Source organism: Streptomyces sp. NPDC038213 (genome assembly GCF_055600495.1).
In genome coordinates, this window is the sequence record NZ_JBVJYM010000005.1 from 408,951 (window position 1) to 430,298 (window position 21,348).

Here is a 21,348-nt window from a genome sequence, read left to right on the forward strand (position 1 = left end):
ACGCTGTGAGTGCCGTGCCTTTCATGATTCCCTCGGTTGAGTAGACCAGTCCCCGGACCTCTGGACTCCTGGACTTACCTGCTGGATCCGAGCCGGCGAGGCTCCCGCCCGAAGAATCCGGCCGGGCCCTGTCCGGCCCTCTCCCCTCGCGCGCTTGCGGAGCCGACTCATGCTCACGACCCTCACGACCTCGTACACCGACACGCGTGCCGCCGACCTCGCCTGGGCGCTCGGCCGCGGACCGCTGCCCGCCCTGGCGGTACACCGCCTCGAACTGACCGGCGCGAAGGTGCAGTTGCGCCTGCTCGGGGCCTCCCACCAGGTCATCCTGGAGGAGGGTGACGTGCTCTGCTCCGAGACGGTCGCCTGTATGCCCGGCAGCAGTACCCCGCTCCCGCTCGGGGTGGCCAAGCGGATCGGAGACTGGGAGTACGAGTTCGCCGCGCGCGTCGAGACGCTCTCGGAGGGCTCGTTCGCGGGGCGTGCGCAGGAACTGCTCGCGCTGGTCGCCGATCACCCGAACGGGCTTGCGGGTACGTTTCCGGGCAGTCCGCACGCCTTCACGGCGATGCTCGCCCAGCGCTCCGAGGGCCAGGTGCGCTGGCGGACCTGGCACGCGTACCCGCAGGAGGGCCAGCTCGTGGTGACGCGGACCCGGGTGGGGGTGCGGATGCCCGCCGCGGTCTGAGCCGGCCGCCCCGAGGCCGGACGGGCGCCGGGCACAAAGGTTCCGCCAACCGGGCGGCGCAGTGCGCCGGTTGCACCCATGTGGGTGACGGGGTGTGAGGAGGGCGTGACGTACGGTTCGGTCCATGATCGACCGATTCCCCCGCGGCGGTGGGGAGGCCCCGGGCGCCCCCCTCGCCACCGCACGGCCCGCCGCACCCGCCGGCGCGGGGCCGGACGCGCCGCCGCGGCCCCGCGGGCCGGCCCCGGCCCGGCGCGCCGACCGGGGCCTGCCCGTGGGACCGCGCGCCGGCCGCTTCCTGGTCCTGGCCACGGTCTTCGTGTGCGCCGCGTGCGGACTCGTGTACGAGCTCGAACTCGTCGCCCTGGCCTCGTACCTGATCGGCGACTCCGTCACGCAGGCCTCCGTGGTGCTGTCCGTGATGGTCTTCGCCATGGGAGTCGGCTCGCTGCTCGCCAAGCGGCTGCGCGGCCGGGCCGCCGCCGGCTTCGGTGCGATCGAGGCCGTGCTCGCCCTGGTCGGGGGGCTCTCGGCCACCGCCCTGTACGCCACCTTCGCCTGGCTGGGCGAGTCGCGGCCCGCCCTCGTCGCCTTCTCCCTGGCCATCGGGGTGCTGATCGGCGCGGAGATCCCGCTGCTGATGACCCTGATCCAGCGGGTCCGGCGGCAGGACGCGGGCGGGGCCGTCGCCGACCTCTTCGCCGCGGACTACGTGGGCGCGCTCGTCGGCGGACTCGCCTTCCCCTTCCTGCTGCTGCCGCTCCTCGGCCAGCTGACCGGGGTCATGCTCACCGGCGCCGTCAACGCGGCCGTCGGCGGCGCCCTCGTGCTGTGGCTCTTCCGCGGGGACCTGTCCCGCCGGGCCCGCTGGCTGCTGGTCGCCGCGAACATCGCCGTCCTCGCCGTCCTCGGCACCGCGACCGTGCTCGCCGACGACTTCGAGCGCGCCGCCCGCCGGGCCGTGTACGGGGACGAGGTCCGGGTCGCCGTCCAGACCGAGGTGCAGGAGCTGGTGCTGACCGGCCCGGGCCACGGCTCGCCGCGCTCCCTCGACCTGTACCTCGACGGCCGGCTGCGGGTCAGCGGCTACGACGAGCACCGCTACCACGAGGCCCTGGTCCACCCTGCGATGTCCGGACCGAGCGGCCGGGTGCTGGTGCTCGGCGGCGGGGACGGGCTCGCCGCCCGCGAGGTGCTCCGCCACCCCGGCGTCCGCTCCGTCACCGTGGTCGAACTGGACCCGGGCGTGGTCCGGCTGGCCCGCACCGACCCGATGCTCTCCGCCCTCAACGGGCACGCGTACGCCGACCCGCGGGTCCGCACGGTCACCGCGGAGGCCTTCGCCTGGCTGCGCGGGCCCGGATCCCGCGAGCGGTACGACGTCATCGTCTCCGACCTGCCCGACCCCGGGATCACCCCCAGCACCAAGCTGTACTCGCAGGAGTTCTACGGGCTGGCCGCGCGGGCCCTGCGCCCCGGCGGCCGGATCGCCGTGCACGCCGGCCCGCTGACCACCCGGCCGCGCACCTTCTGGACGGTCGAGGCCACCCTGCGGGCCGCCGGGCTGGCCACCGTCCCCTACAGCGCGGGCGGCCGGCTCTCCGGGTTCGCGGCCGGACCCGACCGCTCCGCCACCGGGGCGGCCGCCGCGGCGGCCGGGGCCCCGCAGGACTGGGGCTTCGTGCTCGCCGCCCCGGGGCGGGCCCCGGTCCTGGCCCTGCGCGAGGAGCGCGAGGAGCGCGAGGCGGCTGAGCGGGGCCCGGCGGGACGCGGGGGCGCCGGGGAGGAGGCCCCGGGGACCCCCGGTCCGCTGACCACCGCCGCGCTGCGCGAGGCGGCGCGGGAGGCCGAGCGGCGCCGGATCCCGGGCCTGCCCCCTTCGACGCTGCCCCATCCCCGGTACACCTGAGCATGTCCGGGTGCAGGACGGCCGGGCGTCGGTAGGCTCGGATCCCATGGAGCATCAGGTGTTCGTTCCGGTACCGGCAGAGAACCTCCGCGCCGTCCTGCGGGACCCCGAGCGGGTCTCCCGCTGCGTCCCCGGGCTCCAGCGGGACGCGGACGCCGGGGCCCCGCCCCTGGCCGGCCGGCTCCGGCTCCGGATCGGCGGCAGCACGGTCACCTACCGGGGGGCGCTGGAGCTCACCGAGCGCGATCCGGACACCTTCGAGCTCACCGGCGGGGGCACGGAGGCCCGCGGCACGGCCGGGGTGGCCCTGGAGCTGACCGTGCGGCTGCGCGGGGTGCCCGGGGGCACCCAGCTGGAGCTGACCGCGGGCGGCCGGGCGGAGGGCCGTACGGCGGGCTTCGAGCCGGAGGCCGTGCGCACGGCGGGGCGGCGGGCCCTGGACCGGGCGGCCGGTCAGCTCTCGGCCCTCGCGGCGGCTGACCTGGCGGAGCAGGAGGCGGGACGGGCCGCGGCGGACGGGACGGCCGTGCAGGCGGACGGGGAACGGGACGCCGTTGCGGATGCGGAGGGAGACGCGGATGCGGTGGCCGGGCCGGACCCGGCGGCGGACGGCGCGGGTGACGCAGCGGAGGCAACCGAGGCAGCGGACGCAGCCGACACAGAGGACGCAGCCGACGCAGCCGACGCAGCCGACGCGGACGACGTGGTGGACGCAGGCGCCGAAGAGCCCGCCGGCTCCGACCCGTACGACGAGGTGGACCCCGGCGCCGCCGACGGCCTGCGGGTCTACGAGGCCGAGGTGCCCCCGCCCGCCCTGGACCCGTCCGCGGACCCCTTCGATGCCCTCGACCCCTTCGCGGAGGGCGCGTTCGCCGGGCCGGGCCGCCCTCCCGCCGAGGCCGCGCACGCCCGCCGCACGATGATCGGCCGCAGCGCCGAGGAGGTCGACCACGCCCCGCCCCGCGGCCGGTACGCCCCCGTGCCCGGCCCGGACGCCGGCGGCCGGGCGGTGCCGCTGCGCTGGCTCGCCCCCGCGGCCGCGCTCGCCGTGGCCTCCGCGGTGGTGGCCGCCCGGGTGCTGCGCCGCCGCGGCTGAACGGGCCCCTCCGGCCGTAGGGTCGGGGGCATGAGTACGCAACTGACGGCGGGCGGCGCCGAGGTGGCCGTGGACCACGAGAACGGCTGCCGGATCAGCAGCCTGCGGATCGACGGGACCGAACTGCTGCGGCAGGGCGGGAAGTACGGGGCCTTCCCGATGGTGCCGTGGTGCGGCCGGACCGCGGAGGGCCGCTTCCGCAACGGCGGCCGGGTCCACCAGCTGCCGGTCAACTCCCCGCCGCACGCGATCCACGGCTACGGCCGCGACGCCGCCTGGAAGCCCGTGCGCGCGGACCAGGCGCAGGCGGCGTTCACGTACGACCTCGCCGACCCCTGGCCGTACACCGGCCGGGTGACCCAGGTCGTCGAACTGGCCGAGGACTCCCTGACCCTGACGATGGGCGTCGAGACCTACGGGGACTCCTTCCCGGCCCAGGCCGGCTGGCACCCGTGGTTCCTGCGCCGCCTCGCGGGTGCCGCCGGACCGGAGGACGAGGTGCAGCTCGCCTTCGAGCCCGCCTGGCAGGAGGAGCGCGGCGCGGACCACCTGCCGACCGGCCGGCGCATCGATCCGCAGCCCGGCCCCTGGGACGACTGCTTCGGGATGCCGTACGGCGTGGACGTCACCCTCACCTGGCCCGGGCGGCTGGAGCTGAAGGTCACCAGCCGGGCCGAATGGGTGGTCGTGTACGACGAGCAGGCCGAAGCGGTGTGCGTGGAGCCGCAGTCGGGCCCGCCCAACGGGCTGAACACCGCGCCCCGGCTGGTCACCCCCATCGATCCGCTGGAGGTCGCCACCACCTGGACCTGGCGCCGTCTCCAGCCCTGAGGGGACGGCCTAAGCTCGTGGGCATGAGCGACGTACGTGGCGAGCTGCTTCAGCAGATCAAGGACAAGGCCGTGGTGCACGGCAAGGTGACCCTCTCCTCCGGCAAGGAGGCCGACTGGTACATCGACCTCCGCCGGATCACCCTCGACGGTGCGGCGGCCCCGCTCGTCGGTCAGGTCATGCTCGACCTCACCGCCGGGCTGGACTTCGACTGCGTGGGTGGTCTGACCCTGGGCGCCGACCCGGTCGCCACCGCGATGCTGCACGCCTCCGCGGCGCGCGGCACGCGGCTGGACGCCTTCGTGGTGCGCAAGGCGCAGAAGGCGCACGGGATGCAGCGCCGGATCGAGGGCACCGAGGTCAAGGGCCGCCGCTGCCTGGTGGTCGAGGACACCTCCACCACGGGCGGATCCCCGCTGACCGCCGTCGAGGCGGTCCGCGAGGCCGGCGGCGAGGTCGTCGCGGTGGCCACGATCGTGGACCGCGGGGCCACGGAGGCCATCAAGGGCGCGGGCCTGGAGTACCTGACCGGGTACGAGCTCTCGGACCTGGGCCTGTCCTGACCGCAGCCGACCGCGACCGGCTCCCGGGCGGAACCGCCCGGTCCGGCCGCGGAACTGGGGACGAAGGTCCTCCGGTCCGCTCGGGCAGGCTCTGACCTGCTCTTTTTCCGGTGCCTGCGGCTGGGGTGGAGTGTTTCACGTGAAACGCTCCACCCCGCGCGGGTCGAGGGGGGCGCCGAGTCTGGAAAGATAGGCCCGACGGCAGTGCCGCCGCCACAGGTCAGGGCCACTATTCAGACACTCCCGCACATCCAAGGAGCGGACAGATGCCCATCGCAACCCCCGAGGTCTACAACGAGATGCTCGACCGGGCGAAGGCAGGCAAGTTCGCCTACCCGGCCATCAACGTGACCTCGACCCAGACCCTGCACGCTGCACTGCGCGGCTTCGCGGAGGCCGAGAGCGACGGCATCATCCAGATCTCCACCGGTGGTGCGGAGTTCCTGGGTGGCCAGCACAGCAAGGACATGGTCACCGGCGCGGTCGCCCTGGCCGAGTTCGCGCACATCGTCGCCGCCAAGTACGACGTCACGGTCGCGCTGCACACGGACCACTGCCCGAAGGACAAGCTGGACGGCTACGTCCGCCCGCTGCTCGAGGTCTCCGCCGAGCGCGTGGCCAAGGGTCAGAACCCGCTCTTCCAGTCGCACATGTGGGACGGCTCCGCCGAGACCCTCGCCGACAACCTGGCCATCGGCCAGGAGCTGCTGGCGAAGGCCGCCGCCGCCAAGATCATCCTCGAGGTCGAGATCACCCCGACCGGCGGCGAGGAGGACGGCGTCAGCCACGAGATCAACGACGAGCTGTACACCACCGTCGACGACGCGATCCGCACCGCCGAGGCCCTGGGCCTGGGCGAGAAGGGCCGCTACCTGCTCGCCGCCTCCTTCGGCAACGTGCACGGCGTCTACAAGCCGGGCAACGTGGTCCTGCGCCCCGAGCTCCTGAAGGACCTCCAGCAGGGCGTGGGCGAGAAGTACGGCAAGACCAGCCCGTTCGACTTCGTCTTCCACGGCGGCTCCGGCTCCACGGAGGAGGAGATCGCCACCGCGCTGGAGAACGGCGTCGTGAAGATGAACCTCGACACCGACACCCAGTACGCCTTCACCCGCCCGATCGCGGACCACATCTTCCGCAACTACGACGGCGTCCTGAAGGTCGACGGCGAGGTCGGCAAGAAGTCCACGTACGACCCGCGCACCTGGGGCAAGCTCGCCGAGGCCAGCATGGCCAAGCGCGTCTCCGAGGCCTGCACCAGCCTGCGCTCCGCGGGCACCCGCCTGAAGTAAACGCAGCTCAAGAGGGGTCGCCCCGCCGTCCACCGGACGGCGGGGCGACCCTTCGCGGTCTCCGCCCACCCCTCCCGGGGGCTGCTTTCCGGCCGACTTGACGGAGTCCGCGCGGCCGCTGGCGGTACGCCGCCCTGCGGAGCGAGGGTTTCCGTGTGTTCCGGGAGCCGCCTGTCCAGGGGAGGGCGATGCGTGCTCCCGGGACGCGTCCGGACCCCGGCACGGAAATCCACCCGTACCGGCCCGGAGACCGGGAGGGACCGGTCCGCCGGGCACGAGGGAGCCCGCCGGGCCCGTCCCGGCCCCCGGCGGGGCAGACTGGGGCCATGTCCATTCACGAGAACCTGCTCGGCGGCCCCGCCCCGACCCGCCTCCCCGACGACCCGGAGCCCCGCGACCTGCTCGCCGCGGGCACCGACCCCGCCGAGGTGGCCGCGAAGTACCCGACCTCCTCGCTGGCCTGGGCCCGCCTCGCCGACGACGCCTTCGAGAACGGCCGCGCCGTCGAGTCCTACGCGTACGCCCGCACGGGCTACCACCGGGGCCTCGACGCCCTGCGCCGGGCCGGCTGGAAGGGCCACGGCCCGGTGCCGTGGGAGCACGAGCCGAACCGCGGGTTCCTGCGCGCCCTGCACGCCCTGGCGCGGGCCGCCCAGGCCATCGGGGAGCAGGCCGAGTACGAGCGCTGCTCGACCTTCCTGCGGGACTCCTCCGAGACGGCGGCCGACACCCTCGGCTGATCCACGCCGGCCCGCCCGGCCTGCACCGGGCGGCACCGCGACCCGGAGCCGGGGCGCCCGCACCCGGGTGCCCCGGCTCCGGGGGCGGGTCCCCCCGCCCCGGCGAAAGTGCCCCAGATCACCCTAGAGCCAGCCCCCGGGGGCCGGTTTATGATGCCCGCAGGGGACCGGGGCTCCCACTTCTTCTGGAAGGAGCGGACCGCTACCCGGAAGTTCGTGTCGAGGAGACAGCGATGTCGCACGCCCTTGATGCCTCCGGAGCCGGTTCGGACACCCCGAACCTCGACTTCGCGGGCACCACTCCCTACGAGGACTACGTCCAGGCGGACGTCCTCACCCACCTCCAGAACCCGCTCTCGGACGATCCCGGCGAGATGGTCTTCCTGGTCACGACCCAGGTCATGGAGCTGTGGTTCACGGTCATCGTGCACGAGTGGGAGACCGCGGCCCGCGCCCTGCGCGAGGACCGCATCCCCGTCGCGATGGACGCGCTGAAACGATCCACCTACGAGCTGGAGTCCCTCAACGCCTCCTGGCGCCCGATCGCCCAGCTCACCCCCGCGCAGTTCAACGCCTACCGCAGCGCCCTCGGCGAGGGCTCCGGATTCCAGTCCGCGATGTACCGCCGCATGGAGTTCCTGCTCGGCGAGAAGTCCGCGTCCATGCTCGTCCCGCACCGCGGCGCCCCGCGCGTCCACGCCGAGCTGGAGAAGGCCCTCGGGGAGCCCTCCCTGTACGACGAGGTGCTGCGCCTGCTGGCCCGCCGCGGCCTGCCGGTCCCCGAGTCCGTCCTGGAGCGGGACCTCACGCAGAAGTACGAGCCCTCGGCCGAGGTCGAGACCGTCTGGGCCGAGCTGTACGGCGGCCCCGACCAGCACGGCGAGCTGATCCGCCTCGCGGAGGCGCTGACGGACGTCGGCGAGCTGGTCTGGCGCTGGCGCAACGACCACCTGGTCGCCACCCGCCGCGCGATGGGTTCCAAGGTCGGCACCGGCGGCTCCGCCGGGGTGGCCTGGCTGGAGAAGCGCGCGCAGAAGAACGTCTTCCCCGAGCTGTGGACGGCGCGCAGCCGTGTCTGAGGCCGCTGGGACCTCCCAGAACCCCCAGCCCTCCGGGATATCCGGGACATCCGGCGTGCCGGAGCTCCCCGAGACCGCCCTGTCCGTGCGCGCCGCCGCACTCGACGCCGCCGACGAGCTGGGCAAGCTCCGCGAGCGGTTCACCCTCCCCGCGGGCGTGTCCTACCTCGACGGCAACTCCCTCGGCGCCCTGCCCGCCGCCGTCCCCGGCCGCCTCGCGGACGTGGTCGGCCGCGAATGGGGCGAGCTGCTGATCCGCTCCTGGGACGAGAGCGGCTGGTGGACCGCGCCCGAGCGGATCGGCGACCGGATCGCCCCGCTGGTCGGCGCGGCCCCGGGCCGGATCGTCGCGGGCGACTCGACCAGCGTGAACCTCTTCAAGGCGCTGGTCGGCGGGGCCCGGCTCGCGGCCCCCGGCCGCACCGAGCTCCTCGTCGACGCCACGACCTTCCCCACCGACGGCTACATCGCCTCCTCCGCCGCCCGGATGACCGGGCTGACGGTGGTCCCGGTGGACCCGGCCGAGCTGCCGGCCGCCCTGTCCGGGCGGACGGCGCTGGTCCTGCTCAACCACGTGGACTACCGGTCCGGCCGGCTCCACGACCTGCCCGCGCTGACCGCCGCCGTGCACGCGGCCGGCGCCCTCGCGGTCTGGGACCTGTGCCACAGCGCGGGCGCCCTGCCGGTGGGCCTGGACGAGCACGGCGTGGACCTCGCGGTGGGCTGCACGTACAAGTACCTCAACGGCGGCCCCGGCTCGCCCGCGTACCTGTACATCGCGGGCCGCCACCAGGAGGCCTTCGACTCCCCGCTGCCCGGCTGGAACTCGCACGCCGAGCCCTTCGCGATGACCCCGGACTTCGTCCCGGCCGCCGGGGCGCTGCGCGGCCGGGTCGGCACCCCGGACATCCTGTCCATGCTCGCCCTCGAAGCGGCGCTGGACGTCTGGGACGGGGTCGCGGTCGAGGCCGTGCGCGCCAAGTCCCTGGCCCTGACGGACTTCTTCCTCGAATGCGTCGCGGAGTACGTGCCGCAGGGCGCGGTGGAGTCGATCACCCCGCCGGCGCACGCCGAGCGCGGCAGCCAGGTCTCGCTGCGCGCCGAGGGGGCCCGGGAGAAGATGGCCCGGCTCGTCTCCCTGGGCGTGGTCGGGGACTTCCGCAGTCCCGACGTGCTGCGCTTCGGCTTCACCCCGCTGTACGTGGGCTTCGCCGACGCGGAGCGCGCCGCGCGGCTGCTGGGTCACGTTTCCGGGTGACCGTCCGGGTCCGCCCGGAGGAACGTCACGCCCCAGGGCGCGGGCGGGAGCGCCGCTCCCCCCGCGCCCGGCTCCGCCCGGCCCGCTCCGGGGCGGGCCGCCGCCTCCTGGTACGGTCCCGCTGCCCGGATCTTGCCCCCTGTGTCACGAGAGGCACTGCCGCATGTCGGACCCCGCAGTGGAACGGGATGCGGCCGAGGCCGCATCGGCCTTCGCGCACCCGCCGGTGGACCCCGGTGCCACCGCTGCCTACGGCCCCCATCCCGACCAGCTCGTGGACTTCTACGCCCCGCACGGCGGTGCCGGTGCCGGGTCCGCCCCGCTGGTCGTACTGCTGCACGGCGGGGCCTGGCGGGCCCCGTACGACCGCGGGCACGTCACCCCGCTCGCGGACTTCCTGGCCCGGCGCGGCTTCGCCGTGGCCAACGTGGAGTACCGGTGCGGCAGCCCGGTGCCGCACCAGGGGGCCGGGGGCCCGGTGGCGGGCCGCTGGCCGGAGACCTTCGAGGACGTGGCGGCCGCCCTGGACGCCCTGCCGGACCTGGCCGCCGTCCACCTCCCGCAGGCCGATCTGCGGCGGGTGGTGGTCACCGGGCACTCGGCGGGCGGGCAGCTGGCCCTGTGGGCGGCGGCCCGGCACGTGCTGCCGGCCGGCTCCCCGTGGCGGCTTCCGGAGCCCCCGCCGCTGCGGGGGGTGGTGGCGCTGGCGCCGATCGCCGACTTCCGGGTCGCGGAGGAGCTCGGCGTCTGCGGCGGCGCGTGCGCGCAGCTGCTGGGCGGGGCCGGGGGGCGCTTCGAGGAGCGGCTGCCGTACGCGGACCCGGCGGCGCTGCTGCCCACCGGGATCGCCACGGCCGTGGTGCACGGCCGCGAGGACATCGTCGTACCCGCGCGGGTCGCGGAGGCGTACGTCGACGCGGCGGCGAGGGCGGGGGAGACGGTCGGCCTGACCCTGCTGGACGGCGTGGGCCACTTCCCGCTGATCGACCCCTCGGCCGACGCGTGCGCGGTGGTGGCGGAGGAGATCGCCCAGCTGGCGTGGTGAGCGCCCGGCCGGCCCGGTGGGGGCTCCGGCGGACGTGCGGAAGGGGCGGGACGCGATGCGCGTCCCGCCCCTTCCCGCCGCCCCGCCGGGGCGGCTGCTGCTAGATGAACGAGTTGATCTCGATCGTCTCGGTGCGGCCGGGGCCGACGCCGATGGCGGAGATCGGGGCGCCCGACATCTCCTCCAGGGCCTTCACGTACGCCTGCGCGTTCTTCGGCAGGTCGGCGAAGGTCTTGGCCTTGGTGATGTCCTCGGACCAGCCGGGCAGGGTCTCGTAGATCGGCTTCGCGTGGTGGAAGTCGGTCTGCGAGTAGGGGAGCTCCTCGACGCGCTTGCCGTCGATCTCGTACGCGACGCAGACCGGGATCTCCTCCCAGCCGGTCAGCACGTCGAGCTTGGTGAGGAAGAAGTCCGTCAGGCCGTTCACGCGGGTGGCGTAGCGGGCGATCGGGGCGTCGAACCAGCCGCAGCGGCGGTCGCGGCCGGTGGTCACGCCGCGCTCGCCGCCGATGCGGCGCAGCGCCTCGCCGTCCTCGTCGAACAGCTCGGTCGGGAACGGGCCGGCGCCGACGCGGGTCGTGTACGCCTTCAGGATGCCGATGACCCGGGAGATCTTGGTCGGGCCGACGCCCGTACCGGTGCAGGCGCCGCCCGCGGTCGGGTTCGAGGAGGTCACGAAGGGGTACGTGCCGTGGTCCACGTCGAGCAGGGTGCCCTGGCCGCCCTCGAAGAGGACGACCTTGCCCTCGTCGAGCGCGTTGTTCAGGATCAGCGTGGTGTCGGCGACGAAGGGCTTGATCTGCTCCGCGTACTGGAGCATCTCCTCGACGATCTGCGCCGGCTCGATCGCGCGGCGGTTGTAGAGCTTGGCGAGCAGCTGGTTCTTGCCCTCCAGCGCCGCCTCGACCTTCTGCGTCAGGATCGACTCGTCGTAGAGGTCCTGCACGCGGATGCCGACGCGGTTGATCTTGTCCGCGTAGGTCGGGCCGATGCCGCGGCCCGTGGTGCCGATCTTGCGCTTGCCGAGGAAGCGCTCGCCGACCTTGTCGAGGGTGACGTTGTAAGGCGTGATCAGGTGCGCGTTTCCGCTGATCAGGAGCTTGGAGGTATCGACTCCGCGGTCGTTGAGCCCGCGCAGCTCCGAGAGCAGGACCGCCGGGTCGACGACGACGCCGTTGCCGATGACGGGGGTGCACTCGGGGGTGAGGATGCCGGAAGGCAGCAGGTGCAGTGCATACTTCTGGTCGCCTACGACGACCGTGTGGCCGGCGTTGTTGCCGCCCTGGTAGCGGACCACGTAGTCAACGGAACCACCGAGGAGGTCGGTGGCCTTTCCCTTGCCTTCGTCACCCCACTGGGCTCCGAGCAGCACAAGAGCGGGCACAGGCGTACACCTCTTCCGGATGGGGCATGTCCAAGGTCAGGGGGCGTACGACGATGTACACCGCAGGCTGAGCCGTCGGACCGGTGCCCCGGAATAGACCAAGCCCCTGGCGCAATAGCGCAAGGGGCTCTTGCACAAAGATGCTACCCGAGGAAGGACCGAGGTGTCGGCTCCAGAGCCCACCATGAGCCGTGCGGGCGCGGCGGAGACCGCCCTGCTCGTGCTCGTCGACCCGGTCGCCCGCCGTTTCGACGGCGAGTCCGTGCGGATCGCGAAGGACGTGCTGAGTGCCGGGGCGGCGGCGAAGATCTGCCTCCCGGACGGACCCGAGGAGCTTGCGCGGGCGCTCGCCCGCCGGGGTCATCGGCGGCCCGTGATCGTGGGCGACGACCGGGCGCTGGTGCGGGTCGTGGCCCTGCTGCACCGGGAGCGGGAGCTCGCCGAGGGGGCGCTCTCGCTGGTGCCGGTGGGTGCGCTGGGGGAGCTGTCCCTCGCGCGGGCGCTGGGGGTGCCGGCGGGTCCGGTGGCGGCGGCGCGGGCGGTCCTCGACGGTGCGGTCCGGCGGCACGACCTGCTGGTGGACGAGAGCGACGGGGTGGTCCTGGGCGGGCTGCGGATCCCGCCCGCGGGCGGTCCCGCAGGCGCCGTGGGTGCCCGGACGGTGCCGGGGGCCCGGTCCGGGGCGCCGGCCGGTTCGGTGTGGAGCGCGTGCCGCTCGCTGGTGCGGACCCTGGTCCGGCCGCCGGTGGGCGCGGCCGGGGCCGCGGCGGGTGCGGTGCACCGGCTGCGGGTGGAGGCGGACGGGGAGCTGCTGACCGATGTGGACCGGCCGGTCCGGGAGGTGTCGGTGGTGTCCCGCGGGGGCATGGCCGAGGTGGTCGTCCGCACGGACGGCCCGGCCCCGGCGCTGACGGCCCGGGCCCGGTCGGTCACGGTCTCGGGGGCGGACTTCCGCTACCGCGCCGACGGCCGCCTCACGGGCCCGGTCCGCAGGCGCACGTGGACCCTCAGACCGGGGGCCTGGGGCCTGACGGTGCCGCGGTAGGGGTCCGCGGGCCGCGGGGGAGCGGGGGAGACCGTGCTGCGGAAGCGGTGGAAGGCCCGGTGGCGGCCCCGGTGGCGGCTGCGCTGGAGACCCTGGGCGGGGGTCTTCCGGTGGGTGATGCTCGCGGGGGCGCTGCTCCTGCTCTTCTGCGCCGACGTGGCCGAGAACGACCGGGTGGCGGTGGTCTCCGTGCGGCGGGCCGACGGCGGCGAGGGCCCCGCCGGGGGCGACGGGGACGGCGAGTGCCCGGTGGTGTGGGAGGACCCGTGGTCGGACGGCCGGCGGACGGGCCGGTTCCGCTGCGGGGCGCAGGAGGCCGCGGTCTTCTGGTACGCGCCCCTGCGCGGCACCCCGTTCGCGCCGGAGGCCTCGGACCGCTTCGGTACGGCCGGGTTCCTCGCGGGCTGCGCGGGCTCGCTCGCACTGCTGGTCGGCTTCGGCTTCGGGATGGACAAGCACAGCGGCAGGTGACGGCGGCCCCCCGGGGCCCGGGGGCCCTCAGCACTCCACGAGCAGCTCCCGCAGCCCCCGGATCACGTACCCGTCCTGCCACTGCGGCTCCCGTACGAGCCGCAGCTCCGGCATGTCCGGGGCCAGGAGGGCGCCGAAGGAGGCCGTGAGCTCCAGCCGGGCGAGGGGGGCGCCGAGGCAGTGGTGGATGCCGGCGCCGAAGGTGATGTGCGGGTTCTCGGTGCGGCCGAGGTCCAGCTCCTCGGGGCGGGGGAAGCGGGCGGGGTCGCGGTTGGCGGAGCCGAAGAGGAGGGCGACCTCGCTGCCGCGCGGGATCACCGTGCCGCCGATCTCGATCTCGTCCAGGACCCAGCGCTCGAACATCTGGAGCGGGGTGTCGTACCGCATGAGTTCTTCCACAGCTGTGGACAGCAGTCCGTCCGGGTCCGCGCGCAGCTCCGCGAGCCGCTCCGGGTGCCGGTAGAGGGTCCACCAGCCGTTCGCCGTGGTGTTCACCGTGGCCTCGTGGCCGGCGTTGAGCAGCAGGACGCAGGTGGAGACCATCTCCTGCTCGCTCAGCCGGCCCTCCTCGTCGTGCGCCGCGATCAGCGCCGACACCAGGTCCTCGCCGGGGTCGCGGCGGCGGTGGGCGATCAGCTCCCGCAGGTACGCGTCGAACTCCGTGCACGCCCGGACCGCCCGCGCCGCGGTCTCCTCGTCCGGTTTCAGCTCGAACATCCCGCAGATGTCCTTCGACCAGGGCCGCAGCAGCTCCCGGTCGGACCCGGGGACCCCGAGCAGCTCGGCGATCACCGCCACCGGCAGCGGTTCGGCGAGCCCGGTGAGCAGGTCCCCGCCGCCCTCGGCGGCCAGCCGCCCGGCCAGTGCGGCGGCCATCCGGCGCACGGCCGGGGCCAGCCGCTCCACCGTGCGCGGGGTGAAGGCCTTGGAGACCAGCCTCCGTACGCGCGCGTGGTCGGGGTCCTCCAGGTCGAGCAGCCCGTTGCCGTTCAGGACGGTGAAGGGCTCGTGCGCGGCCGGGGGCGGGTTCCGGCCGAACTCCTCGTGCGAGAAGCGGTGCAGGTACGTGCGCCCCAGCCGGCGGTCCCGCAGCAGGGCGGCGACGTCCGCGTAGTGCGGGACGAGCCACTGCCCGGTCTCCTGCGACCACAGCGCCCGCCCGCGGGAGCGCAGCTCCCGGTAGGCCGGGTAGGGGTCCGCGACGAACGCGGGCGACCAGGGATCGAACCGGACCTCACCACCACCGCGGCTGCTCATGACCCGACGCTAGCCCACCCGTCTCCCGCAGGGGCCCTCCTTGCGCCGCGGGGCCTGGACCGGTGCACTTCAGCCCGGCGTCACCAGCCGCGCCTCGTACGCGAACACCGCCGCCTGTGTCCGGTCCCGCAGCCCCAGCTTCACCAGGATCCGGCTGACGTGCGTCTTGATGGTGGACTCGGCGACCACCAGCCGGTCGGCGATCTCGGAGTTGGACAGCCCCTGGGCGATCAGGACCAGCACCTCCGTCTCCCGGTCGGTCAGCTCCGCGACCGAGGCCCGCTCCGCGGTCCGCGGGGACTCGGCCAGCCGGGAGAACTCCGAGATCAGCCGCTTGGTGACGGAGGGCGCGAGCAGGGCCTCGCCCGCCGCGACCACCCGCACCCCGTCCGCGAGCTGCCGCGCCGACGCGTCCTTGAGGAGGAAGCCGGAGGCCCCGGCGCGCAGCGCCTGGTACACGTACTCGTCCAGGTCGAAGGTGGTCAGGACCAGCACCTTCGCGTCGGCGTCCGCCGCGACGATCTCCCGGGTGGCCTCCAGCCCGTTGAGCACCGGCATCCGGATGTCCATCAGGACCACGTCGGGCCGCAGGGCCGCGACCTGCGCGATGGCCTCGCGCCCGTCGACGGCCTCGCCGACCACCTCGATGCCGGGCATGGCGTTCAGCAGGACGGAGAAGCCCTCGCGGACCATCATCTGGTCGTCCACGATGAGGACCCTGATGCTCATGCCGCGCCCTTGTCGTCGCCCCCGGCGGGCGCGGCCTTCGCCAGCGTGACGGTCTCCGCCTCCTGCGCCGCGGCCGCCCGCACCGGGATGAACACCGCGACCTCGAACCCGCCGTCGGCCGTCGGCCCGCTGGTCATCTCCCCTTCCAGCATGGCCACCCGCTCGCGCATCCCGGTGAGCCCGTGCCCGGCGCCCGGCGAGGGCTGCACGTCGCGGCTCGGCGGCCCGTTGTGGATCCGCAGGCCGAGCCCGCCGAGCACGTACGAGACCTCGACCCCCGCGGTGGCGCCGGGCGCGTGCCGCAGCGTGTTGCTCAGGGCCTCCTGGATGATCCGGTACGCCGACAGCTCCACGCCCTGGGGGAGCTCCCGCACGGCGCCGGTCACGGTCTTGTCCACGGACAGCCCGGCCTCGCGCACGTTGGCGACGAGCCCGTCCAGCTGGGCCAGCGTGGGCTGCGGGGCGTCGGGGGCCTCGTAGTCCGCCGACCGTACGACGCCCAGCACCCGGCGCAGCTCGGTGAGGGCCGCGACCGCGTTCTCGCGGATCGTCGCGAAGGCCGCCTCCAGCTCCGGGGGCGTGTGCTCGACGCGGTAGGGCGCGGCCTCCGCCTGGATGGCGACGACCGACATGTGGTGCGCGACGACGTCGTGCAGCTCCCGCGCGATGGTGGTGCGCTCCTCCAGCAGGGTCCGCTTGTCCCGCTCGACGGCGGTGACCTCCTGCTGCGCGGTGACCTTGAGGTCGGCCTCGCGGCGGACGTGGACCATGGTGACGGCGAGCATGGCGATGCCGGAGACGACTGCCATGGGTGCGACCAGGGCACCGGGGTCCCGCCCGAGGCCCAGTCCCAGCATGATGCCCAGGGCCACGGTGAGCGCCCACATCCAGGCTGCCACCCGCTTGTTGGTCCGCAGACCGACAACCGTCATCACGGTCAGGTGGGCGACGAAGGTCGCGGGGGCCCAGGGCCAGTCCATGCCGGGCCCGAGCACGGCAAGGACGGTGGTCACGCCGACGGAGGTCCACCAGGCGCCGACGGGCCGGGCGAGAGTCATGAGAACGGCAGCCACAGGCAGTAGCCCGCTCACGGCCAGGGCCGCCGCCCCGTTCCCCCAACTGTCGAGCATGTACGCCATGAACAGGACGAACACTGCCGCCCCGACCACCACCGCGTGCGGGGTCCAGGCCGCGTACGGGCGGATGCGCCGGGGCACCAGCCGGGCGAAGGGCCCGTCCACGGAGGCCGGCGGCAGCGGGCGGTACCCGAAGGCGTCCTCGGTCATGTCGGCGCGGAAGCTGCCGAGCAGTGCGGTGGCTATGCGGACTTCCGGGGGTGGCCCGGCCTTGGTCCGGGTCCCCCCGGCGGTCGTGTCGCTCATACCCAGAACCGTAGGCGGCCCCCGCCGTCCCCCGCGTCGCCGCGGAGCCGGATTCCCGGGGGTCCCCCTCAAGTACTACGCGCCCGTGACCGCTCGCCCCTGCGATGGAGGGGGCACGGTGTGCGAGGCTCCCGCCATGCGGACCAGAGGGATACGGACGGGCGGCGCGGGGGACGCGGCGCAGGTGGCGCGGCTGCACGCGGACAGCTGGCGGACGGCGTACGCCGGGATCATGCCGGACTGGTACCTCGCCGGAGACGTGTACGGCGGCCGGCTCGCGGTGTGGCGGCAGCGGCTGGCCGAACCGGTCCCGGGTGCGGTCCTGCTGCTGGCGGAGACCGCCGAGACGGCCGTCCCCGTGGACGGTTTCGCGTACCTCGTGCCGACCCCCGACGGCCGCCTGCTCCTCGACAACCTGCACGCCCGCCCCGGCCGCACCGGTGCCGGAACCGGGAGCCGGCTGCTCGCGCGGGCCCGCGCCTGGGCCGCGGCCGAGCACCCCGGGCGGCCCCTGTACGTCGAGGTGCTGTGCGCGAACGTCCGGGCGGCGGCCTTCTACGAGCGTTCGGGCGCCCGGCTCACCGACGAGCGGACCTGCCGCTTCCCCGAGGGCTTCGAGCTCCCCGAGTACGAGTACACCTGGCCGCACCCCCGGCCGCTTCAGGAACGGGAGTAGACCACCGGGGGCTTGCCCGAGCCGACGAGCTCGCGCTCCAGCGAGCCGTCCGGCCGGACCGTGAGCCGGCTCCACTGGCCGGGGGAGCAGGACTCCGGGGCGCCGTCGGTGACGGTGGACGGGTCCAGCTCGACGGGCGGCCCGGCGCTGCGCAGGGTCGCCGCCCAGGTGCAGCGGAACTGCGCGCCCGTGCCGGTCAGGGACATCACCGTGTCCCCCGGGCCGCCCGCGCTGAGGGTCAGCTCCCAGGAGGTGCCGTCGGCCCCGGTGGCGCCGGTCCAGGTGCCGAGGTACTCGCGGGGGAGGGTGGTCGCCCGGGGTTCGGGGGAATCCGTGGGCGGCTCGGGGTCCGTGGTCTGCGGGGCCGGTTCGCCGTCGTCGGTGGGGCCGGGAGCGGAGGCCGTAGCGGAAGGGGTGCCGCCCGCGCCGGGCTCCCCGGCCGACTTCATGAACGCGTACACGGATCCGCCCGCGAGGAGGGCCACCACCACCGCTATGGCCACCAGGAACACCGTCGACACCGTCCGCCGCGGCGGCTGCTGGTCGCCGTACGGGGGCGGGGGCCCGTAACCGCCGTACGCCCCGGGGGAGCCGCCGACCGCGGACCCGGTGTCCTGGGGCCGTTGGGACCACGCGGTGGGGGCGTGCGGGGTGTGCGCGACGGGAGGCTGCGGGGGCTGCACGAGGGGCGCCCCGTACGGCCCGCCGGGCCCGCCGTGGCCCCCCGGCGCGTGCGGGGGCGCGGGCGGTACGGCCGACTGGGCCCCGCCCCCGAATCCCCCCGCCGCTCCCGCAACCGGACCGGCAACCGGACCCGCAACCGGAACCGGCCCCGGCGCGGCCCGCGGCCCGGGCGCCACCCGGGTCGGCAGGTCCTGGACCGGCTGCGGCCGCGGCCCCTGCCCCTGCCCCTGCCCCTCGGGCCTTCCCGGCCCCTCCGGACCGGCGTCCTCGCGGTCCAGGAGCTCCACCGCGTGCCGCCCCAGCTGGGCGACCAGGGCCGCCGGGAGCCAGGGCTCCAGCGCGCGCCCGTCCGCGACGGTGTCGCCCGCACCCACCCGCGCCAGGACGTCGGCCGGGGTCGGCCGGGCCTCCGGGTTCTTGTGCAGGCAGTCCCGGACCAGCTCCCGCAGGGGCTGCGGTACGCGTGAGAGGTCCGGTTCGGAGTCGGCGATCCGCAGCAGCAGGGCCGCGGCCCCGCCGTCCCCGTCCGCGTCCCCGAAGGGCAGCGCGCCGCCCGCCGCGAAGGCGAGCACCGAACCGAGGCAGAACACGTCGCAGGCCCGCGTCACCGGTTCCCCGCGCAGCTGTTCGGGGGCCAGGAACCCGGGGGAGCCGATGAGTTCGCCGGTGCGGGTGTGCGAGGTGAAGGCGCCGGGTCCACCGGCCGCCGCGCCGGGGTCCTCCAGCGCGCGGGCGATGCCGAAGTCGATGACGCGCGGGCCGTCGAGGGTCACGAGCACGTTGGAGGGCTTGAGGTCGCGGTGGACCAGCCCGGCCGTGTGGATGTCCTGGAGGGCGTACGCGAGTCCGGCGGCCAGGATGTGTACGGAGCGCTCGGGCAGGGGGCCGAAGCTGTTCGCCACCACCGTCTGGAGGCTGGGTCCGGCGACGTAGCCGGTGGCCAGCCAGGGGACTTCGGCCTCCGTGTCGGCGTCGAGCACGGGCGCGGTCCACTCCCCGCCGACCCGCCGTGCGGCGGCGACCTCCTGCCGGAAACGGGCCCGGAACTCGGGCTGCCGGGCCAGTTCCGGCCGCACGAGCTTCACGGCTACGGTCCGGCCCCGGTCGGAGCGCGCCAGGTAGACCTGACCCATGCCGCCTGCGCCGAGGCGGGCCAGGAGGCGGTAGCGGCCGATCTGGCGCGGGTCGCCGGGAGTGAGCTGTTCCATGGCCGCGAGGTCCTCCCCCTGGACTGGCCGGACGGCCCGAGAATAACCGTGCAATCCTGCCCGCCGAGGCCGGATCAACTCCTTCCCCCGACGCCGGGCCGCAATTCCCGCCGGCTCTGAACCCATCCGGGGCTCCGCCCCGCACCCCGCGCCTCAATCGCCGGCGAGGCTGGAAATGCCCGGACCCCGCGCCTCAATCGCCGGCGAGGCTGGAAGTGCCCGGACCCCGCGCCTCAATCGCCGGCGGGGCTGGATTTTGCCGCGCAGCGGCAACCCTCTGCGTGGCCGTACCTGCGACTGGTTGTTGCCGACCTGTCGCTGCAAACCCCGCTTGTGGCCGCGCAATTCGGCTGACGGGTGCAAATTCCAGCCCGCGCGGCGTTTGAGCGCACCGGGCGCGGAGCGCACGGAATGGGGGTGGCCGAGCGATCCAGCCGACAGCGGGAAACTCCAGCCCGCGCGGCGTTTGAGCGCAACCGGGCGCGGAGCGCCCCGGACCAGGTCACGGCTACGGCTTCGGGTCCCGGCCGGTCAGCGATCCGGGCCGGGGTTCCGGGTCGGTGATGTCGTCGAGGGCGCGTCCCAACCGCTCCAGTACCCGCGCGGTCTCCGCGAACCCGTCCGCGCCCAGCGCATCGGCGAGCCGCGTTGCCAGCCCGGCGTGCCCGGGGGCGATCCGGGCGACGGCGGCCCGTCCCTCCTCCGTCGGGTGCAGCAGCTTCGCCCTCCGGTGCGCCGGATTCGGCGCGTACCGCGCGAGCCCCTTGTCCGCGAGCAGGTCCGCGGTCCGCTGCACGCTCTGCCGCGTGATCCCCATGGCCCGCGCGATCCCGGCCACGGGCATCGGTTCGCGCAGGACGGCCCCCAGCACCTGCCACCCGGCCGCCGTGATCCCCGCCGGCCGCGCCAACTCCTCCGACATCGCGAGGAACTGGCCGTTCAGCCGGAACACCCCGAGCGCCGTCCGGGAGAGCAGCACCTGGAGAGCCCGCACGTCGGAGACGTCAGAGACGTCAGAGACGTCAGAGACGTCAGTCACGTCAGCGGCATCGGCACCCTCACGCATCGCCCTGCTCCGCCTCCGCCGCCGCGAGCACCTCGTACGCGCTCGGGTCCGAGTGCGCGAACAGCCGGTACCAGGCGTCCAGTACCTCGCCCTCGTACGCCCCGAGCCGTCCCAGGACCTCGCGCGCGAAGGCCACCGGCTCGGTGGGTCCGGCGGTGATCAGGTCCCCGTCGGTGACGGCGTCGGCGTCCTTGTACCGCTCCCCGCCGCCGTACCCGGTGGCCGCGAGGTAGAACGGCGCGGCGCTGGTGTGCGCCCGGTCGTCGAGCAGTCCTTCGCGGGCGAGTCCGGCCGTGGCCCCGCAGATCGCGGCCACCGGCACCCCCGCCTCGAGGAAGGCGCGGGCGGTACGGGCGAAGGGGGCCAGTTCGTCACCGGTGTCCCAGGCGTCCGCGCCCGTGAGGATCAGCAGCGCCGAGTCCTCGGGGCGCAGGTCGGCGAGGGCCGTGTCGGGCTGGATGCGGATCCCGCCGATGGTGGTGACGGTCGCGCCGGGGTCGAGGGCCACGGTCCGGACCTCGTACCCGCGCCGGGCGAGGTAGGCGGTGGCGTGGCCGGTCTCCCAGTCGGCGTAGGTGTCGTACACGGCCAGGTGTACGGGCTTCCTGGTGCCGGTCGTGGCCTTCGGGCCCGCCGCCCGCTGGTTCGCCGTGTCCGCGCTCATCGTCTTCGCCTCCGTAGTCGGTGGTGCCTTCGCTGCGCCGTTCTCCTTATGACAGAAGGCTGTCATGTCGACAGCGTGCTGTCAATTGATCGGAAGGCGGTCCGATAAGTGGGTTGTCATGTTCCGTTTCGGCTCCGTCACAGTCCCGTGACACGGACTGGACGGTTCACGGAACCAAGATCCATAGATTTCTTCCTGCAGGCAGCCAGAACTCACACGGACAGCACCACCGGACCGGACGAGACCACGGCATGCGGCTCTCCTACACCCACCTCACGAGCTTC

Annotated in this window: 20 protein-coding genes; 13 read left to right on the forward strand and 7 right to left on the reverse strand. The window is 74.7% G+C overall.

Going from position 1 to position 21,348, the window contains the following annotated elements:
• Positions 1-169: 169 nt before the first annotated feature.
• The 10 genes from ACZ7JZ_RS11290 to ACZ7JZ_RS11335 all read left to right on the forward strand — a co-directional run bounded on the left by ACZ7JZ_RS11290 (position 170) and on the right by ACZ7JZ_RS11335 (position 10,498).
• Entirely contained in the window at positions 170-688 is a 519-nt protein-coding gene (locus ACZ7JZ_RS11290) for a DUF2617 family protein (RefSeq protein ID WP_470936224.1), read from the forward strand.
• A 124-nt stretch (positions 689-812) separates the two neighbouring features.
• Positions 813-2,597 (forward strand): polyamine aminopropyltransferase, encoded by a 1,785-nt coding sequence (locus ACZ7JZ_RS11295; RefSeq protein WP_470936227.1) that lies wholly within the window; start codon positions 813-815, stop codon positions 2,595-2,597.
• Between the two features lie 46 nt (positions 2,598-2,643).
• Positions 2,644-3,693 carry an SRPBCC domain-containing protein gene (locus tag ACZ7JZ_RS11300; protein WP_470936230.1) on the forward strand — a complete coding sequence of 350 codons (1,050 nt, stop codon included), beginning with the start codon at positions 2,644-2,646 and terminating at the stop codon, positions 3,691-3,693.
• Between the two features lie 30 nt (positions 3,694-3,723).
• Positions 3,724-4,524, forward strand: a complete 801-nt coding sequence (locus ACZ7JZ_RS11305) for an aldose epimerase family protein (RefSeq protein WP_470936233.1) — start codon at positions 3,724-3,726, stop codon at positions 4,522-4,524.
• Between the two features lie 23 nt (positions 4,525-4,547).
• On the forward strand, positions 4,548-5,087 hold the full coding sequence (gene pyrE / locus ACZ7JZ_RS11310; protein ID WP_470936236.1) for an orotate phosphoribosyltransferase: 540 nt from the start codon (positions 4,548-4,550) through the stop codon (positions 5,085-5,087).
• 266 nt (positions 5,088-5,353) lie between these two features.
• The gene (gene fbaA / locus ACZ7JZ_RS11315; protein ID WP_470936240.1) at positions 5,354-6,376 is read left to right on the forward strand and encodes a class II fructose-bisphosphate aldolase; all 1,023 of its coding nucleotides are present in this window, start codon (positions 5,354-5,356) and stop codon (positions 6,374-6,376) included.
• Positions 6,377-6,702: 326 nt separating this feature from the next.
• On the forward strand, positions 6,703-7,116 hold the full coding sequence (locus tag ACZ7JZ_RS11320; protein ID WP_470936243.1) for a DUF3151 domain-containing protein: 414 nt from the start codon (positions 6,703-6,705) through the stop codon (positions 7,114-7,116).
• Between the two features lie 233 nt (positions 7,117-7,349).
• Positions 7,350-8,195: a tryptophan 2,3-dioxygenase family protein gene (locus ACZ7JZ_RS11325; RefSeq protein ID WP_470936246.1), complete on the forward strand. Its 846-nt coding sequence runs from the start codon at positions 7,350-7,352 to the stop codon at positions 8,193-8,195.
• Between the two features lie 55 nt (positions 8,196-8,250).
• Positions 8,251-9,453 (forward strand): kynureninase, encoded by a 1,203-nt coding sequence (gene kynU / locus ACZ7JZ_RS11330; RefSeq protein ID WP_470936249.1) that lies wholly within the window; start codon positions 8,251-8,253, stop codon positions 9,451-9,453.
• A gap of 163 nt (positions 9,454-9,616) precedes the next feature.
• Positions 9,617-10,498 carry an alpha/beta hydrolase family protein gene (locus tag ACZ7JZ_RS11335; protein WP_470936252.1) on the forward strand — a complete coding sequence of 294 codons (882 nt, stop codon included), beginning with the start codon at positions 9,617-9,619 and terminating at the stop codon, positions 10,496-10,498.
• Between the two features lie 100 nt (positions 10,499-10,598).
• Here ACZ7JZ_RS11335 and ACZ7JZ_RS11340 read toward each other — a convergent pair whose 3' ends face one another.
• Positions 10,599-11,882: an adenylosuccinate synthase gene (locus tag ACZ7JZ_RS11340; RefSeq protein WP_470936255.1), complete on the reverse strand. Its 1,284-nt coding sequence runs from the start codon at positions 11,880-11,882 to the stop codon at positions 10,599-10,601.
• 163 nt (positions 11,883-12,045) lie between these two features.
• On the opposite strand from ACZ7JZ_RS11340, the gene ACZ7JZ_RS11345 reads away from it, so the two are divergent.
• The gene (locus ACZ7JZ_RS11345) at positions 12,046-12,927 is read left to right on the forward strand and encodes a diacylglycerol kinase family protein (protein WP_470936258.1); all 882 of its coding nucleotides are present in this window, start codon (positions 12,046-12,048) and stop codon (positions 12,925-12,927) included.
• A gap of 33 nt (positions 12,928-12,960) precedes the next feature.
• Complete coding sequence (locus ACZ7JZ_RS11350) at positions 12,961-13,398, forward strand: hypothetical protein (protein ID WP_470936261.1); 438 nt, start codon at positions 12,961-12,963, stop codon at positions 13,396-13,398.
• Positions 13,399-13,425: 27 nt separating this feature from the next.
• Here the strand turns inward: ACZ7JZ_RS11350 and ACZ7JZ_RS11355 are convergent, their stop codons facing one another.
• From ACZ7JZ_RS11355 to ACZ7JZ_RS11365, 3 genes are all read right to left on the reverse strand, one after another.
• Positions 13,426-14,655, reverse strand: a complete 1,230-nt coding sequence (locus tag ACZ7JZ_RS11355; protein WP_470936264.1) for a cytochrome P450 — start codon at positions 14,653-14,655, stop codon at positions 13,426-13,428.
• Positions 14,656-14,724: 69 nt separating this feature from the next.
• On the reverse strand, positions 14,725-15,384 hold the full coding sequence (locus ACZ7JZ_RS11360; protein WP_470936267.1) for a response regulator: 660 nt from the start codon (positions 15,382-15,384) through the stop codon (positions 14,725-14,727).
• Complete coding sequence (locus tag ACZ7JZ_RS11365) at positions 15,381-16,766, reverse strand: sensor histidine kinase (protein ID WP_470936270.1); 1,386 nt, start codon at positions 16,764-16,766, stop codon at positions 15,381-15,383. The genes ACZ7JZ_RS11360 and ACZ7JZ_RS11365 overlap by 4 nt, the downstream gene beginning before the upstream one ends.
• A 136-nt stretch (positions 16,767-16,902) precedes the next feature.
• Between ACZ7JZ_RS11365 and ACZ7JZ_RS11370 the strand changes: the two genes are divergently transcribed.
• Entirely contained in the window at positions 16,903-17,442 is a 540-nt protein-coding gene (locus ACZ7JZ_RS11370) for a GNAT family N-acetyltransferase (protein ID WP_470936273.1), read from the forward strand.
• Here ACZ7JZ_RS11370 and ACZ7JZ_RS11375 read toward each other — a convergent pair.
• The 3 genes from ACZ7JZ_RS11375 to ACZ7JZ_RS11385 form a co-directional block, all read right to left on the reverse strand.
• Positions 17,427-19,334: a serine/threonine-protein kinase gene (locus tag ACZ7JZ_RS11375; RefSeq protein WP_470936276.1), complete on the reverse strand. Its 1,908-nt coding sequence runs from the start codon at positions 19,332-19,334 to the stop codon at positions 17,427-17,429. The two genes, ACZ7JZ_RS11370 and ACZ7JZ_RS11375, sit on opposite strands and share 16 nt — an antisense overlap.
• A 508-nt stretch (positions 19,335-19,842) precedes the next feature.
• Positions 19,843-20,373, reverse strand: a complete 531-nt coding sequence (locus ACZ7JZ_RS11380; protein WP_470936279.1) for a MarR family winged helix-turn-helix transcriptional regulator — start codon at positions 20,371-20,373, stop codon at positions 19,843-19,845.
• 19 nt (positions 20,374-20,392) lie between these two features.
• Positions 20,393-21,064, reverse strand: a complete 672-nt coding sequence (locus ACZ7JZ_RS11385) for a DJ-1/PfpI family protein (RefSeq protein ID WP_470936281.1) — start codon at positions 21,062-21,064, stop codon at positions 20,393-20,395.
• Positions 21,065-21,348 lie beyond the last annotated feature (284 nt).

Coding starts and splice junctions, on each gene's coding strand:
- ACZ7JZ_RS11290 (WP_470936224.1), top strand. CDS start 170: ATGCTCACGACCCTCACGACCTCGTACACCGACACGCGTGCCGCCGAC.
- ACZ7JZ_RS11295 (WP_470936227.1), top strand. CDS start 813: ATGATCGACCGATTCCCCCGCGGCGGTGGGGAGGCCCCGGGCGCCCCC.
- ACZ7JZ_RS11300 (WP_470936230.1), top strand. CDS start 2,644: ATGGAGCATCAGGTGTTCGTTCCGGTACCGGCAGAGAACCTCCGCGCC.
- ACZ7JZ_RS11305 (WP_470936233.1), top strand. CDS start 3,724: ATGAGTACGCAACTGACGGCGGGCGGCGCCGAGGTGGCCGTGGACCAC.
- pyrE (WP_470936236.1), top strand. CDS start 4,548: ATGAGCGACGTACGTGGCGAGCTGCTTCAGCAGATCAAGGACAAGGCC.
- fbaA (WP_470936240.1), top strand. CDS start 5,354: ATGCCCATCGCAACCCCCGAGGTCTACAACGAGATGCTCGACCGGGCG.
- ACZ7JZ_RS11320 (WP_470936243.1), top strand. CDS start 6,703: ATGTCCATTCACGAGAACCTGCTCGGCGGCCCCGCCCCGACCCGCCTC.
- ACZ7JZ_RS11325 (WP_470936246.1), top strand. CDS start 7,350: ATGTCGCACGCCCTTGATGCCTCCGGAGCCGGTTCGGACACCCCGAAC.
- ACZ7JZ_RS11335 (WP_470936252.1), top strand. CDS start 9,617: ATGTCGGACCCCGCAGTGGAACGGGATGCGGCCGAGGCCGCATCGGCC.
- ACZ7JZ_RS11355 (WP_470936264.1), bottom strand. CDS start 14,655: ATGAGCAGCCGCGGTGGTGGTGAGGTCCGGTTCGATCCCTGGTCGCCC.
- ACZ7JZ_RS11360 (WP_470936267.1), bottom strand. CDS start 15,384: ATGAGCATCAGGGTCCTCATCGTGGACGACCAGATGATGGTCCGCGAG.
- ACZ7JZ_RS11365 (WP_470936270.1), bottom strand. CDS start 16,766: ATGAGCGACACGACCGCCGGGGGGACCCGGACCAAGGCCGGGCCACCC.
- ACZ7JZ_RS11370 (WP_470936273.1), top strand. CDS start 16,903: ATGCGGACCAGAGGGATACGGACGGGCGGCGCGGGGGACGCGGCGCAG.
- ACZ7JZ_RS11375 (WP_470936276.1), bottom strand. CDS start 19,334: ATGGAACAGCTCACTCCCGGCGACCCGCGCCAGATCGGCCGCTACCGC.
- ACZ7JZ_RS11385 (WP_470936281.1), bottom strand. CDS start 21,064: ATGAGCGCGGACACGGCGAACCAGCGGGCGGCGGGCCCGAAGGCCACG.